The organism is Flammeovirga sp. EKP202 (assembly GCF_014534745.1).
Taxonomy (GTDB): Bacteria; Bacteroidota; Bacteroidia; order Cytophagales; family Flammeovirgaceae; genus Flammeovirga.
Map to the genome: position 1 here is coordinate 31,267 of NZ_JACVVP010000045.1, position 16,185 is coordinate 47,451.

12 protein-coding genes are annotated in these 16,185 nt (G+C 36.0%); 9 read left to right on the top strand and 3 right to left on the bottom strand.

Translation table 11 applies throughout. The features are described from left to right. Positions 1-5: 5 nt before the first annotated feature. Entirely contained in the window at positions 6-1,697 is a 1,692-nt protein-coding gene (locus tag IC221_RS22070; protein ID WP_188171032.1) for a DUF5107 domain-containing protein, read from the bottom strand. A gap of 254 nt (positions 1,698-1,951) precedes the next feature. On the opposite strand from IC221_RS22070, the gene IC221_RS22075 reads away from it, so the two are divergent. The 9 genes from IC221_RS22075 (at position 1,952) to IC221_RS22115 (ending at position 13,169) form a co-directional block, all read left to right on the top strand. Further along, positions 1,952-2,599 (top strand): acetate uptake transporter, encoded by a 648-nt coding sequence (locus tag IC221_RS22075; RefSeq protein ID WP_223241457.1) that lies wholly within the window; start codon positions 1,952-1,954, stop codon positions 2,597-2,599. Positions 2,600-3,455: 856 nt separating this feature from the next. Further along, positions 3,456-3,914 (top strand): hypothetical protein, encoded by a 459-nt coding sequence (locus IC221_RS22080; protein ID WP_188171033.1) that lies wholly within the window; start codon positions 3,456-3,458, stop codon positions 3,912-3,914. Between the two features lie 80 nt (positions 3,915-3,994). Beyond that, on the top strand, positions 3,995-5,179 hold the full coding sequence (locus IC221_RS22085) for a TolC family protein (protein ID WP_188171034.1): 1,185 nt from the start codon (positions 3,995-3,997) through the stop codon (positions 5,177-5,179). A 14-nt stretch (positions 5,180-5,193) separates the two neighbouring features. Continuing rightward, on the top strand, positions 5,194-5,481 hold the full coding sequence (locus IC221_RS29610) for a hypothetical protein (RefSeq protein WP_223241458.1): 288 nt from the start codon (positions 5,194-5,196) through the stop codon (positions 5,479-5,481). Positions 5,482-5,633: 152 nt separating this feature from the next. Continuing rightward, complete coding sequence (locus IC221_RS22095; RefSeq protein WP_367397783.1) at positions 5,634-7,013, top strand: efflux RND transporter periplasmic adaptor subunit; 1,380 nt, start codon at positions 5,634-5,636, stop codon at positions 7,011-7,013. A gap of 17 nt (positions 7,014-7,030) precedes the next feature. Beyond that, positions 7,031-10,111 carry an efflux RND transporter permease subunit gene (locus IC221_RS22100; protein ID WP_188171036.1) on the top strand — a complete coding sequence of 1,027 codons (3,081 nt, stop codon included), beginning with the start codon at positions 7,031-7,033 and terminating at the stop codon, positions 10,109-10,111. Between the two features lie 420 nt (positions 10,112-10,531). Beyond that, the gene (locus IC221_RS22105; protein WP_188171037.1) at positions 10,532-11,143 is read left to right on the top strand and encodes a hypothetical protein; all 612 of its coding nucleotides are present in this window, start codon (positions 10,532-10,534) and stop codon (positions 11,141-11,143) included. A 129-nt stretch (positions 11,144-11,272) separates the two neighbouring features. Continuing rightward, positions 11,273-12,262, top strand: a complete 990-nt coding sequence (locus IC221_RS22110; RefSeq protein WP_188171038.1) for a YhcG family protein — start codon at positions 11,273-11,275, stop codon at positions 12,260-12,262. Positions 12,263-12,359: 97 nt separating this feature from the next. Next, the gene (locus IC221_RS22115; protein ID WP_188171039.1) at positions 12,360-13,169 is read left to right on the top strand and encodes a DUF5677 domain-containing protein; all 810 of its coding nucleotides are present in this window, start codon (positions 12,360-12,362) and stop codon (positions 13,167-13,169) included. A 489-nt stretch (positions 13,170-13,658) separates the two neighbouring features. On the opposite strand, the gene IC221_RS22120 is transcribed toward IC221_RS22115, so the two are convergent. Beyond that, on the bottom strand, positions 13,659-15,092 hold the full coding sequence (locus IC221_RS22120; protein ID WP_188171040.1) for a hypothetical protein: 1,434 nt from the start codon (positions 15,090-15,092) through the stop codon (positions 13,659-13,661). Positions 15,093-15,545: 453 nt separating this feature from the next. After that, positions 15,546-16,115, bottom strand: a complete 570-nt coding sequence (locus IC221_RS22125) for a Crp/Fnr family transcriptional regulator (protein WP_188171041.1) — start codon at positions 16,113-16,115, stop codon at positions 15,546-15,548. Positions 16,116-16,185 lie beyond the last annotated feature (70 nt).

The following is a 16,185-nucleotide window of genomic DNA, read 5'->3' on the forward strand; positions in this document are numbered from 1 at the left end:
AAAATTTACAATATGCCCACTTTCTTGGTGAGTCTATTTTGATTGTTGTCTTGAATATTGACGATGTAAATACCTTTAGTTAGAGAAGATATATGGACCTCCTTTTGGTGAGAATTCTGCTGAAAAACAACCCTTCCTTCTAAATCAAAGACCTGTACGAACTTTTGAGTGTTCTCCTTAAAAATCAAGTCCAATTGTCCTGTTTTCTGATTTTTAAACTGAACAATAAACTCCTTGTCTAGACTATTAACAACACCATCTCCTTTAGAAGGATCTCCTTCGTTTCCTACGATTATGTTAAAGTTTTCAGCGTATAAAACAGCATCATTATAAAGTAGCGAAAGGCTTCCTTCATAGGTATCAGAAGGTATATCTAATTCAGAAAAGATCAGCTCCTCTGAAATAGATTGGGTGGTAGAGGATTGAAGGGTAGATGTATTCTTGTAAACTTCATGACCATCATCCATCACTATTAATTGTACTTTATATCCTTTTTGAACAGGTTGGAAAGTAGAATATTGAAGTCTATTATAAGACATTTGTTTGATGTCAATTGCTATATCAGGATTGATAAAATCAACAGCACTTAACCCCACTGAGGGCATATACGTCTCCGTCCATTCTAAAACTTGATGAGCAGGCATGGTGTAATCTTCAAAAAACTGTTGAGACAGACCTGACCATAATTCAATATTAGGTCTTTCGTAATCATAAAAATTATCAATATCTACATTTTCCCCAGGCTCGCCCCAAGCCCAAAATTTCAAGCCAGGAGTAACCGACTGATCATTAGATATTCTAAAAAGCCCTTCCTCATTATCGTGATTGATCACGCCGTAAAAATTCTTTTGAAAATTAGGATAAGCATAAGCAATCCCTTGTTCTTTCCAGTTTTTGAGTAATGCCAAATTATTATATTTCTGCACTCTAGGTCCGTTAGAAACCAATTCATCCATACCCATTAGCCAATTGGCCGGACTCCACCCCACTTCATATTGATCAATAGGAACAATCATCTCTGAATTGAAAGAAGTTCTTGGGTTTTCAACAGTTGAGCCAGGAGCAAATGTGACGCATGTCCAATATTCCAAATTCTTTTCTACTGCAACATTTTCTAATCGTACATTGATCTCAAAGTTGGATGCTCCTTCTCTCAAAACTACATCAAAATGACAAGTTACATTGGTGATGCCGTTATTGTATTGTGGAGGACGTTGAGGATTAGACCTATCGTCTTTCATCCACATGGATAATTTCACACCATCTTCCAAAAGTTGTGGTTCTTCCGTATTCCAAGGAACGCACCAATATTTGCCATGCTCAGGTTCTGGGAAAGTAGGAAAAACCCCTGCATATTGCATCAACCAATCATGATAAAAAATATTATCCCCTATCAAATAAGGAACTCCCAACTCATTGGTGTAAAGTTGTTCATGACCTGTAGGTTTATAAATAAACGATACTACTCTCGCACCAAATTCAGGTACTACAGTCAATTTTACGAGCTCATTTTCCATCACAATACCCTTGAACTTTCTTTCCACAATTTCAGAAGTAGAAAAAGAGGTTATACTGTAATATTCATCTAAAGTGTAATCATAATGTTGCCATAAAAGCGTAGTATCTCTCACTTGTACTTGAGCGAAAATATTCGTCTGAAGTATTAATAATAAGAGTATTAGTAAGTGTCTTTTCATTTCATGCTTTTTGTTTGTTATCATAATTTATACAACCCAAAACATGAAAGGCAATAGGTGAGTAGTAATGACGTAGTGTTTAAAGTAGTGAAAAGCTACCTTTTAGACATCTATCATTTATTTGACGTATTCATTCTTCTTTTTTTTGAAAATATTTTTTTAGGAACCAAAAACACTATAACTCTTCGATAAATGAGAGATCCGAATTGATAATTATTATATCCTTAACCTACTGGATTACCACTCATTAACGAATGATCGATCTATATATTAGTACTTTTGCGACTGCAAAAAAAGGAGGTTTTTCCTCTGTAAAACAATTATCTATCAATCAAACTAATCAAAAAATGAAAAACGGGAATCCTGCTGTTGTAGGTTTAGCTGGCTTTGGTTTAACGACATTATTATTACAATTCCATAACTTAGGCTGGGTAGGCTTAGGTCCTGTTATGGCTATGGGTATCATTTTTGGTGGATTGGCACAATTTATTGCCGGTTTCCAAGAGCAAAAAATGGGGAACAGCTTCGGTTTTTCAGCATTCGTTTCATACGGTGCATTCTGGATGGGCCTTTGTATCATCTGGCTTTGTAACCACTACGGTATTTATGAATCTTCGCATTCTGATGTAGGATTCTTCTTATTAGCTTGGATGCTTTATACATTGATCATGTTTATCGCTTCTTTAAGAATTCATACGGCAATGGCGTTTACTTTCGGTACGCTTCTTTTAGGATTTTTATTCTTAGTTTTAGAGCACTTTGTTTCTGAAGCATTCAAACCAATTGCAGCTATTGATTTGATTATTTGTGCTATGGCGGCATGGTACATGATGGCAGCCGCTATCATCAATGAGTTGGCTGGTAAAGTAGTATTACCTTTAGGAAATAAGATTATCAAATAGTCTGTTTCTTTTTTAAGATAAATGATCCGCTATTGCTATGGGATATTCATAGTAATAGTGGATTTTTTTTACTTACGGTAAAATTGACCATATGATTTCGCTCTTCAAGTTTCCTTCTTCTTCAATTTTTCCGTTGATAAAAAAGCTAAGCAATGAACATAAAAGCTAAATTTTAATCCCTTAATAGAAGATGGCATTTGATGACGAATTCATAACAAAACACAAATTTTTATTCGTTTTATTTTATGTTGTACATTGTTTAGTTAAATTCGGACTTCCTTTATAAAACTAAAATAATAAGCGAAATACTTTAAATTTTGTTTGTTAGTTTAAGAAGGGTTATAATAAATAATTTGACATATGGTGTTTAGTACACTGTAAACTAAGTTTTCGAATTTTTTTTGGGTTTTAGAAATCAGGAGATTTCTGTTGATTAATAGGACACGAATGTCGCTTACGCTTAACATTCGCGCCAGTGGAATTCCTACCCTATTCGTTTGGTAGTGGAATCCTTGGCATTGAAGGGAAAAGCGTTAAAAATTTCATGTATTGAGCCGTTAAAAATGATTTTCTTGTTTGAGCTTTAGCGAGTTTAAAATCATTTAGGCAAGAGGAATGAAATTTAGCTTTTGACTTCACAGCCTAGATTTTTTGCTTCGTTTTTCATCAATGGAAAAATGAAGAAGAAAGAAACTTGAAAGAAGATCATAAAAGCTTATTGAAATGTAAATTGAAAAATGACGATTATTTAGTTTATAATGTATTTAGCGTTAATTGCGTTTTAAACTAACCAGCGCACAAAATCAGAATTAGTTTTCGCCATCTTTCATAAAACAATTATTATTTTTACAAAACAGTGAATCTATCAAAAAAAATATATGGATACCTATTGTTTGCCATTTACTCAATGGTATTACTACACAATGTGGTTCCGCATATTCATATAGATTCAGATGTTGACCATGTCGCTTTATTTGCGGATACCGACCACCACCATCACTCGCATGATCATTCTCACAGTCATGACCTAGACCACGAAGAAAGCGATGATATTGGTTTTTTCCACACATTAGGACATATGTTGGAAGAAGGGTATCATACTTATGAAGTCAATGATCACCTCACCAACTCCCCCACCGAGGATAAAGTTTCATTACCGAAACTCAACGTATATTATTCAGTAATACCCTCATTTGTCTTACATCTGGCAAATGAAATTTTAGAGAAAGAGCCAACTCCTTTCTATTTCCCACCGCCGTACGAGCAGCGCTTGTTTTCGGCCACACCCCTCCGTGGACCTCCCTCTATAGTTTAATCATCACTGATGGATCACTCCATCTAGGCGAACAAGTGTGTTTGCCCATTTTAATTTGATTAATCTATAAATCACATTTCATGCAAAAGAAATTAGTATTCGTACTATGCGGATGCTTGCTATCCTTTGGTGTATTTGCACAATCCAATGGTATAGACGGCATATTGCAAAGTGTGGAATACAACAATAAAGAGCTTCAAGCTTATTTAAAATATATAGACAGTAAAAAGCTTGAACTCAAGTCGAATAATAACTTACCTGACCCTCAAGTAGAAACCTATTATCTTCCATTTGGTCAACATAGTACAGGAAGTTATTCGGAGTTTCAAGTAAGCCAAACGTTAGAATTTCCTACCGTATATGGAGCTCGAAACAAGCTGATTGATGGGAAACAACAAACCTTGCAATTCCAATACGAGGAGAGAAGACAAGAGATACTTGTCCAAGCTCAAAACCAGTGTTTGGAACTCATCTACCTTGACAAACAAAAGAGCGTAGAGCAAGACCGTTTGGCCCGTTCCAAAAAAGTATATGAACAAGCAGAGGAACTTTTTAAGAAAGAGGAAAAGAGTGCTTTGGAATTTAACAAAGCAAAGATTGCCTGGATGCAACAACAATTTAAAGTGCAAGACATCGAATCTGACAGGCAAAACCTTCTTCTTTCCCTTAAAAACCTCAATGGAAATATTGACGTGAATTGGAACCTATCAGGTTACGCTACTGATGCGATCATTGTCGGCAAAGACAATTTGTGGCAGGAAAAGCTGGCTAAAGATCCGAAGCTGCAACAAGTACAGCAACAGGAGGTTTTAGCACAGCAAACCTTAAGCCTTGCCAAAAACCAATCCCTACCGGATTTGAGTTTGGGGTACAATTATCAAGGGTTTAAGGGGGAAAACTATTCTGGTATTTATGCAGGTATTTCGATTCCGCTTTGGAACAATAAAAACAAAGTGAAGTCAGCCCAATCCAACTTGCAATACCAGACGGTAAATACCCAATCTGCTACTGCAATCATTCAAGTAGAGTTTGAAAAACAATACAATGAATATGAATTGTTGTTGCTCAAATATACAGAGTATCAAAACACACTCTCTGCTTTGAGTAGTGATGTACTGCTCCTTAAAGCTTATGAAAACGGAGAGCTTTCATTCATGGAGTATTACATCGAGCTGAACTTCTACAATCAGGCATACGATACCATGCTACAAATGGAAGCTCAACTACAACAGCGTAAATCTGAATTATTAAAACATCAATTGTAAAAAATTAGAAAAAAATGAAATCATCATATATCATCATCGCAGCTCTTATCTTTTCATTAATGGCTTGCGGAGGTCAAGGATCAAACAAAGAAAACGGACACGGTCATGAACATTCAGATGAACATGGACACGATCATGGAGAACATGATCATGGCGACCACGGTCACGAACATGATGAGCACCACAGTCAGGAAGAATTTATTGTGACTGATTCGGTAATGAATCAAGAACACAAGGGACATGAAGAGCATGAGGGGCACTCACATGACGACAATGACCAACAACATACTCATAATCACTAATCAAAAGATTGAATATTATGAAGTACTATATTTTAATGGTAACAAGTTTGATTTTATCAGCCTGCTCCCATTCAAAAGATGCTGTTCACGCCCATGATGCAGAAGGCAACCACGTTACTTCAAGTAATGAAGTTCCAAGGGTAGACTATACGGTGTGGACCGATAATATAGAATTGTTTGTGGAGTTTCCAGTACTGGTAGTTGGAAAACAAAGTCGTTTTGCGGCCCATTTTACCGTATTAGACAAGCACAAATCCGTTACCGAGGGAAGCGTAACTGTAAGCCTAATTCAAGGTAAAAAAGGAATAAGACAAACCGTAGATGCCCCTTCTTCTCCGGGGATTTTCTCCCCAACGTTGCAACCGAATAAGGCAGGTAATTTTCTATTGGTTTTTGATATCAAAACACCAAAACTTACAGAACGAATTATCTTAAAAGATATAAAGGTTTATGCTAATGTAGAGGAAGCGATCGGGGAACTTAGTGGTGAAGAGGGTGACGATGGTTCCATTACCTTCCTAAAAGAACAGGCTTGGAAAATGGAATTTCAAACCAAACCGGTATACCGCAAAGAGATTTTCGATGTGGTGCATACTTCTGGCAAATGGAACGTAGCACCATCTGATTACCAAAATCTGGTAGCTACCACTAACGGACAGGTGTCTTATAAGAAAAAGAGTCTTACAGAAGGAAGCAGGGTGAAAAAAGGACAGGTACTACTACGCATACAAAGTGCTAACCTGACTGACAATAACCTGAAGGCCGAATACGAAAAGACCAAAGCGACCTTTACACAAACCAAATCAGAATATGAACGCAAAAAGGATTTGTACGAATCTAAAGTGATTGCCAAATCTGAATTTGAAAAGGTTGAAAGTAAATATCTTGTAGCAAAAGTGGAATACGAAACACTTGCTGCAGGATACACCGGTGGCAGTAAACAGGTGGTAGCTCCTTTTGATGGTTTTATTAAATCTATTCACACACGCAACGGAGACTTTGTAAATCAGGGAGATGAATTACTGGTAATTACAAGTAGCAATAGCAGTGTATTGGAAATTGATTTAAGCACCCGTTATTTCAATCAGGTGAAGGAGATACAAAATATCTGGTATCAACCTTCAGAAAATCAATGGTCTGATTTGAAAACGCAAAACGGAGCAATTCTTTCTAGCAGTAAAGCGGTTAATGCCAAGCAGCCCTTACTAAAAGTGTTTGCGCAAATCAACGAAGGAATTGAAATGCCGGAAGGAGCATTTACCAAAGTGGATGTGGCTATTGGAAGTAACGGAACCGGGCTAGTTATTCCTGAATCAGCTTTACTAGAAGATTATGGTCAATACACTGTAGTAGTGCAACTCTCCGGAGAGAGTTTTGAAATGCGAAACATCACTATTGGAAAACGTAATGGTAGTGAAGTGGAGGTTTTGAGTGGATTGAAAGAAGGAGAAGTGGTTGTCACTACAGGTGCATTTCAGGTGAAAATGGCTTCGATGTCAGGTAATGCACCTGCACATGGCCATGCCCATTAATCATTAATCGAAAAGTTATGTTGAATAAAATATTAACTGTTTCGCTGCAAAACCGTTTTCTGGTACTTATGGGAGCAGTCTTGTTGAGTGTTTCGGGCTTTTTCATTGCCCGAAATATGAACGTGGATGTATTTCCCGATTTAACAGCGCCTACGGTTACCATTTTGACTGAAGCGCACGGAATGGAATCAGAAGAAGTAGAAAAGCTGGTTAGCTACCAGTTAGAAACTGCAATGAACGGCTCGCCCAATGTGCGAAGAATCCGCTCTTCTTCTGCAGCAGGAATCTCTATCGTATGGGTAGAATTTGAATGGGGAACCGACATCTACAGAGCAAGGCAGATTGTAAGTGAACGCATCCCTATGGTTCAGGAGAAATTACCCGAAGGTGTAGGAATACCAACTATGGCCCCTATATCTTCCATTATGGGAGAGGTCATGTTGCTGGCTGTTCGCTCTGATAGTTTATCTCCAATAGAAATACGAACACTGGCTGACTGGACCATTAGTCCTCGCATTAAATCTATTGGCGGTATTGCAAATGTGATCGTCATTGGAGGTGAGTTCAAACAGTATCAAGTTATGGCTAACCCTGAAAAGTTAAAGCACTATAATGTAGGTCTGGAAGAACTGTTAGAAAAAGTAAAGGCTAGTAATGTAAATGCTCCCGGTGGGGTAATGAACCAGTATGGGAACCAATACATCATCAAAGGAAACGGACGTGCTTATTCAGTAGGTCAATTGGAAGAAGCCGTCTTAAAACAAGTGAATGGTCAAACCATTAAGATCAAAGATGTGGCTACTGTTCAAATTGGGGCTTCTGATAAAATTGGCGATGGCTCTTTGAATGGCGAACCGGCAGTGGTCATGACTATTTCCAAACAGCCTGGGGTAAATACATTGAAACTTACAGAAAAACTGGATGATGTTGTCGCTGAATTAAAGAGTAGCTTACCAAAAGGAGTACAAATAGAAAACCATATATTCCGACAATCTAACTTTATAGAAGCCTCCATCAACAACCTTCAGCAAACCCTGTTGGAAGGAGTGTTTTTTGTCATGATTGTCTTGTTTATTTTCTTAATGAATTGGCGAACAACGATAATTTCTTTGTTGGCTATCCCCGTTTCTCTTTTGGCTTCCATTATCGTACTAAATCTATTGGGCTATACCATCAATACCATGAGTTTAGGTGGATTGGCCATTGCCATTGGTGCATTGGTTGATGATGCAATCATTGATGTGGAGAATTGCTTGAGGTGGTTGAGAGAAAACATCCGAAAACCCAAAGAGGAGCGCTTACCTTTTCTTACAATAGTAAAAGAATCTTCTATAGAAATTAGGAATTCCATCATTATTGCCACCTTAATCATCATCGTTTCTTTTGTACCGTTGTTCTTCTTAAGCGGTATGGAAGGAAGGCTATTAAAACCTTTGGGAATTGCCTTTATTACTTCGGTATTAATGTCATTGTTAGTAGCGACTACACTCACCCCAGTCCTCTGTTCATATTTACTCAAGAATGAAAAATCCTTGAAAAAACAAGCAGAAGGGACTAAAATGGAAAGAGGATTACAGAAAATCTATCATGCTGTTTTAGATCGAGTGCTTCAATTTCCCAAAATGGTTATCGGTGTAACCGTGGGTGCATTCCTAATAAGTTTGATATTCCTCTCAGGATTAGGGAGGAGTTTCTTACCGGAGTTTAACGAAGGTTCACTCGTGATCAGTGCAGTGGGTATTCCAGGCATGTCATTAGAAGAAAGCAATAAAAGTGGGCAAATGATTGAAAAGCTTTTATTGGAAATGCCAGAAGTAGATTTTGTAACCCGTAGAACCGGACGTGCCGAGTTGGACGAACACGCCCAAGGGGTAAATGCAGCGGAGATAGATGTGCCTTTTACGTTGGATGGAAAATCGAAAGAGGAATTTTTTGAAGAAGTACGTACCCAATTAAGCGTTGTACCTGGCGTAAACATTACCCTCGGTCAACCTATTGCACACCGAATCGACCACATGCTTTCAGGTACCCGTGCTAATATCGCTATAAAGATATTCGGAGATGATTTGCAACGCTTGTTCCAATTAGGGAAAAGCATCGAAAACAATATCAAAAATATTGAAGGAATTGCAGATGTAGCCGTAGATCAGCAAATTGAAGTTCCGCAACTCCGTATAGTACCGGACAGGCAGAAATTAGCAGCATACGGTATGACGGTGGAAGCATTGATGACGCAAGTAGATATTGCCTTTGCCGGTGAAAAGGCAGGTGAGATTTACGAAGGTCAAAAGTACTTTGACTTGGTTGTAAGGTTTGAGAAAGATGCCCGAAACTCAATTGAAGCCATTCATTCAGCATTGATCAGTCTTCCCAACGGAAGCAAGTTGCCCTTAAATCAACTAGCCGATGTCCTTTCGGAAAGTAGCCCTAACCGAATAAGCAGGGAAAATGTACAGCGTAAGATTGTGGTAGCGGCCAATGTTTCAGGACGTGATTTGTTGGGTGTAGTCAACGATATCAAACAGGTCGTTAATTCCGAAATTGAGATACCAGAAGGTTATCACGTTCAATACGATGGTCAGTTTGAAAGCGAAGCCAAAGCCTCTCAATTATTGCTAGTCGCAGCTATTGCAGCTATCCTTATCATTTTATTGTTGCTGTACTTTGAGTTTAAAGACTTGAAGTTAGCCTTTGTGGTATTGATCAACCTGCCTTTAGCTTTGATGGGAGGAATTATGATTGTGTACTTCACCTCAGGGATCATCAGCATCGCTGCTACCATTGGATTTATTAGTCTGTTTGGTATTGCCACCCGAAATGGAATACTGTTGGTCTCCCGATACAAGGATTTGAAAAAAGAAGGCATGAAAGGATTAAAGCTGTTAAAGCAAGGTGCAATAGACCGTTTGAATCCAATTCTAATGACTGCCTTTACTACAGGTTTGGCCTTGGTTCCACTTGCCTTGAAAGGCGATGAATCAGGGAATGAAATTCAAAGCCCAATGGCGGTAGTAATTCTTGGAGGATTACTTTCAGCAACCCTATTGAATTTGATTGTCATACCCTGTTTGTATAAACTGGTGATGAAGGAGAAATAATTATAAACATTAAGGCTGTTTCGGTTGAGACAGCCTTAATGTTTCAAAAGAGTATAACTTTTTAAAAATGAAGCGATAATATCAAGGTTTCCACTCTCTTAAAAGAAAATTAAATTTGCTCACGAATGGAAAACGAAATACAAATTTTGAATCCGTTTTATTTTATGTTATTCATAAATTATTTAAATTCAAGCACCTCTTACAAAAACTAAAACAGCAAGCGAACTTACTTTGAATTTTTGCTAAAGACTTGGTGTAGTGGTGTAAAGGAGGTTTTTATTATGGGTAGATGCCATTGTCAAATTATTGGGATAAAGTGAAGGTGGTGTTTATTTGATGTTAGGTGTAATTTGATCCAGCTAATGCTGAAATAATAACCTCAAAAAAGTCAAAAAGCAACTTTACAAACTTAAATCATATATGACGCAAAAACCGCTTCAAATTTTAATTGGAATATTACTGATTGTGGGGTGTTCTCAAAAAAAATCTAAAACTGAAAAAGCAATGATGAAGAAAGTTACGACCAATGAATATGAAAACTCAAAAGAACTTAGATTTTTTGGTTCTATTAAATTGGCTCAATATGATGAATATATTAAGGAAGTTGAAATTGATTCATCAACAATAGAATTGGTTCTCTATATCGATGAAGTTGGTAATAGTGAATCCGATTTTACGCTAACAAAAAGACACCTAAACGAACTTGAGTCTCGTATCAAAACAGTTCAAAAAAATGTTTATCAGGATTTTGCCCGCAAGGGCGAAACACATAAATACATTTTGCATTTTCTTGAAGGAATGACTGATGAAGATTATAATATTTTAATGATTGACAAAACAATTAGTGAAAAAGAAAAGATTACATCGATTCTAAATAAATTGAATTGCTACAGGGCACAAATCAATTTTGGCTATAATGAAAGTTTCTTCACCTACGATTTTACAATCGGCACTGGCCATCTTACAAATTATGTATTAAATGTTGTATATAATTCAGAATTAGAGTTGAATTATATTGCAGAAGAAAGTTAAGAAAAATACACCTAATAGTATATATAAAATCATAGCCGCCTATCGTCAGGCTGCGATTCATATATTAACCGTTACACTGTATTTATCTTAACCAAAAAAAAAGTAGCATTAAATTTTTAACTTTGCTTTATGTCAGACAAAAATAATGAATCACGATCATTCGAAGAGTTTCTTAAGTTAATTAAAGTCTCAAAAGATAAAGCAATAAGAAGTGTAAATAAAGATTTGATAGAACTATATTGGAACCTTGGTGAATATATTTCAAAAAAATGTACACTTGACAATTGGGGAACAAATGTAGTAAAACAACTATCACTATATATCTCTAAATCTATTCATAACAATAAGGGCTTTTCTTCTCAAAACTTATGGAGAATGAAGCAATTTTATGAACATTACTTGGATAAACAAAAACTCTCACCGCTGGTGAGAGAAATTAGTTGGTCAAATAATTTACTTATTATTTCGCAATGCAAATCAATAGAAGAAACAGAGTTTTATCTTAAAATTACTCAAGAAGAAAAGTATTCTAAACGAGAACTACAAAGACAATTAGAAAGTAGTTTATATGAACGGTCAATGTTATCTAAAGAAAATATCTCACCAGTGGCGAGAGAAGTTTACCCTGATTTAAATCAACATATTAAAGACAGTTACATATTCGAATTTCTAGACTTAAAAGATCAATATTCTGAATATTCCTTTCAAAAAGAAATCTTGAAGAATTTAAAAAGTTTTATACTTGAGTTTGGCAAAGATTTTCTATTTATCGATGAAGAATTCAAATTACAGGTAGGAAATCAAGATTACAAAATAGATTTATTATTCTATCATAGGGAATTACATTGCCTTGTTGCAATTGAATTAAAAATAGGAGATTTTAAACCAGAATATATGGGTAAAATGGATTTTTATTTAGGAGCCTTAGATAAATATGTCAAAAAGGATCATGAAAATCCAAGTGTTGGAATAATCTTATGTAAAAGCAAAGATGAAAGTATAGTAGAAATCTCATTAAATCGAAGTACCTCTCCAACTGTAGTTAGTCAATATGAAACAAAACTATTAGGAAAAGAGATTTTGAGAAATAAATTGGAAGAACTATTTAACAAGAAGTAAATTTAAACAGAGTGTTACAGCAACTAAACTTCAAACAGGGTTGACGCAACTGCTCACAAGTTTAGTCATCACGTTAGAGGTTATTTGGTAGAATGAAATGATAGAAAGACTAAAATATTTAATTAACAAGAGTGTTTATATAATTGATCAAATTGCATTAAGCCAATCTAAGGTATCTGATTATGATATTCTTGCATTTTCGTTTTTAAAGAAAAATACTATAAGTTGTATTTCTATTTTAAATATCATATCACCTATTAAATCTCAAGATAATTTATCATATAAATATTCCATCTATGATATCAATAGTAGCTTTATATTAATTAGGGCATTATTTGAATCGTATGTAAACATGTTTTATTTGCTGGATACTAACCTAACTGAAGATGAGAGAGAACTAAGATATCTATTATGGAAACGTCATGCTTTCGTGGAAAGACAAAAAATCTCAGAATACAAGGGGCTTAAGGATAAAAAGTTAGATTTAGAAAAAAATCTTATTGAAGATTTGAATATTAGAATTAAATCAAATTCTTTTTTCAATAACTTTTCAGATAAACAAAAAAGTAAATATTTAGAAAAAGAATGGAACTGGGATTTACTCGGAGATTTTAGTACTAAGACAACTAATATTGGTATTAATAAAAAGAGAGTAGATTATTTATATAAATTCTTATCAAATTATTCTCATTCTCAATCTTATGCTTTTATGCAGGTTTCAGAATTGACTCAAGAGGATGCAAAATCTTTAATAAATGGAACACCTCTATTATATACAATATCTTTTTTAGCTAAAACTTTAGAATTATTTTTCCAATCTTACAGTGGAAACGTTGAAAAGTTTAAACAGGATGCAAAGCTGAAATTGGAAATTAATCATTGGATTAATTGGTTACAAAATATATAAGTAACCTCTAACAATCGCTGAAACTTCAGTCATCTGTTGACACACCCGCTGACCACAGTTTAATGTTCACGTTATGCACTGTACAACATAAGAATTGGAGAAATTCAAAAAGCTCAAAAGTATATCTTTTTAAGTGGTATCGAAAAAGAAGAGACCATCAGTTATAACACGATCTTTTTCAATCAGTTAAAAAATGGACATGGAAACCAGATTGTTGGAAAGAGCAACATACCATTTGTAGAAAAAAGAAACAGGAATAAAATCCCAAGACAACTTAAGCAAAGACTTAAGGAGTTAGATGCTCCTGAATGGCTTACAAGGGATGATATCATAAAATTAAAGTAATGAGTTACAAACTCATTCAATAAACAAGTTCTGAGTGATGCTATCGCTTAACACACAGAACAGTGAAGAAAGTAGTCCACAAGAACGTTATAACGCAACATCCTTGTGGACTACACTCTAATCAATAACTGCAAAAACTCCCTCCTACTGAATCGTCCTCAAAATATTATCCACATCAATTTTCAAAGGCGTCCCCGCTTTTAACTCCAACGGTATACTTTCACTGTAGTAGTCTCCCTTTCCGGGGATCATGTCTTGGTTATTATCTACCACAAAAGTCAAATAGCATTTTCCCTCATGCAGGTAAGTCAGTTGGAAGTCATTTTGACTTTTGGAGATTTCTGGGAAAAGAAGTATTTCGTCCATCATCTTTTTGGCGATGTAACCGTACTCCGTTTTGAAGTTGCCTTGACTGTCCGTAAGAGGTGTTCTCGATAAGTAAACACTGATTTTGTTGTCTTTACTGAGGTCTGTTCTTTTGAAAGAGAGATCTACAGTGACAATGTTTTCGATATCATTGATCTGAATGGGATCTTGGGCGAGCGTTCCTAACTCTTCATAGCTCATATCCCCTGCCTGCATCATATAAGTGGCTGAGGTGACGATAGGATATTGCTCTCCCCAGTCGGCCAAAGGCATTCCATTTGGAAAATGCTTTACGACTTCCTTTGTGGGGAAGTTATATTTTTCGGATGCCTTTTGTGCTAAGTCAGAATGAGCCAATTGTCCATTAAATTCCATGTGCTTACTTGGTTTGTTAGAGCCCATTCTACTGGTATAAGAAACCATTTTTATTTTGTTTTCCTTAAAACTCACCTTTACCCACATGATATCTTTTCCACCATAAGCATCAACAAAAAGGTATTCGTTGTTTTCAGCTTCGGTCAATACAAAATAGCTTGTACGGTAAATGTCGGCTAGAATTCCCCCGTTTCTAAGCATAATGGTTTTTACACCTTTATACTCCGCCACAAAGAATGTATTGAATAAATTGCCCATGGTACCACCCTCAAAAAGGCCATGCACTTGTGAGGTATTAATGGCTCTAAAATCAAAGGCAAACCAAGGAATATTCTGACCAAGCAAAAACATATCTCCTACCCAATGTCCTTGCATTTTTTGCATAAAATCAAATCCTTCATGATCTATATTGATGGCGGTAATTTCTGGGGCTTTATAATACATGGTAGATGTTTTTACAGTGGTATTTGGATTCGTGTTACCTTCTAATGGGAAATTCTTCTCTGCCCATTCTTTCAACTTCAAACGATCCTCTTTTGTCATCAGACCACTTTGAGGCATTGGGTTAGAAGCGTTGTTGATTCTATTCAAAAGCCCTCTATTTTTTACGGCTTCCACAAGGTTATCATACGTCGTTAAATCCATTCCGGCACTTGGAGTTTCCCCCGAATGACAGTAAAAGCAATTGTTATCCACAATCTGCTTGATATTCCCATTGTATGAAACGGCTGCTAATTGAACCTCTATATCTTGATCCTGCGTATTCATCGTTTTACAAGAAGAAACGCCTAGTCCGATCAGCAAAAAAGAGAGTAGCTTTTTATTGAATAATTTCATGTTTTGTCAGGTGTATTTTGTTGATGATGTAAAGGTAAGAGGAGAAAATGCGGGATTTTTTGATCTAAGTCAAAAAGTAAAAAATTGATATAACGTGCACCACGACTGAAGTCGTGGGCTATTGATATTGACTCCGTAAACACTAAAGTGATGTTTCCGCAAGAAACCTTCAAGACTTCAGTCTTGAAAAGGTTTAAGTATCACCTGAGGGGCTGTCGCAAAACCATCAAAAATTCCAAATACTTTTTATATCGCAAGTGTTAAGCCGATAGGCGCCACTTGTGATGACTTATTGGCGAAGTCTCCTGACTTCGAAATGAATGGAAATGTGGTATTTATACTCGAAGTCGGGAGACTTCGCCAAAGATCAGTTCCAAGTGACGCTAGCGCTTAACACTTGAAACATGGTGATTTCTTCCCTCTTCCCTCTTCCCTCTTCCCTCAAAAAAAATCTTACTTTTCCCTCCTCCCTCTCAACCTACTCAAAGTCTCCTGAGAAATCCCTAAAAAAGAAGCGATCAAGCCCAGTTTTACCCTTAATTCTATCTGTGGAAAGTAGCTTTGCAAGACCTCATATTTCTGTTTTGCGGTGAGGAAGGACCAATTTTTTGACATCTGATCTATGATCATCAACATCTCTTCAGATAGTAATCGGGCAAAAGTATTGAATTCGGGAAATTCAAGAATCAGTTTTTGATAATCCGTATAACTAATGCGGTATAACTCACAATCTTCTAAACATTCTATGGCTTCAAAACTAGGTTGCTGTCCATAGAAACTGTACCAAGCAGTGATAAAGTGGTTTTCTGTATAGAACCAAGAACTTATCTGTTTTCCATCATGATAATAATAATTATGTAATACCCCTTTATCTATAAAATAAAGAAAACGTGCAGTGGTGCCCTCTTCCAAAATTATTGTCCCTTTTTGTATTATCACTTTTTGAAAAGATGTTTCAAGAGCTGTTTTTAGAGGTGGAGTTATTGTAATTTTTTCAGCTATTGTGTTGAGTAAGTTTTGCATGAGTAGAAATCAATAAGATTTAGACGCTAGAACAGAAGTAATTTATTAAATTAGACAAACTATAATTCAA

Excerpts from the sequence above, each read along its gene's own strand:
- IC221_RS22070 (WP_188171032.1), bottom strand. The coding sequence starts at position 1,697 with ATGAAAAGACACTTACTAATACTCTTATTATTAATACTTCAGACGAAT.
- IC221_RS22075 (WP_223241457.1), top strand. The coding sequence starts at position 1,952 with ATGATCGATCTATATATTAGTACTTTTGCGACTGCAAAAAAAGGAGGT.
- IC221_RS22085 (WP_188171034.1), top strand. The coding sequence starts at position 3,995 with ATGCAAAAGAAATTAGTATTCGTACTATGCGGATGCTTGCTATCCTTT.
- IC221_RS29610 (WP_223241458.1), top strand. The coding sequence starts at position 5,194 with ATGAAATCATCATATATCATCATCGCAGCTCTTATCTTTTCATTAATG.
- IC221_RS22100 (WP_188171036.1), top strand. The coding sequence starts at position 7,031 with ATGTTGAATAAAATATTAACTGTTTCGCTGCAAAACCGTTTTCTGGTA.
- IC221_RS22105 (WP_188171037.1), top strand. The coding sequence starts at position 10,532 with ATGACGCAAAAACCGCTTCAAATTTTAATTGGAATATTACTGATTGTG.
- IC221_RS22110 (WP_188171038.1), top strand. The coding sequence starts at position 11,273 with ATGTCAGACAAAAATAATGAATCACGATCATTCGAAGAGTTTCTTAAG.
- IC221_RS22115 (WP_188171039.1), top strand. The coding sequence starts at position 12,360 with ATGATAGAAAGACTAAAATATTTAATTAACAAGAGTGTTTATATAATT.
- IC221_RS22120 (WP_188171040.1), bottom strand. The coding sequence starts at position 15,092 with ATGAAATTATTCAATAAAAAGCTACTCTCTTTTTTGCTGATCGGACTA.
- IC221_RS22125 (WP_188171041.1), bottom strand. The coding sequence starts at position 16,115 with ATGCAAAACTTACTCAACACAATAGCTGAAAAAATTACAATAACTCCA.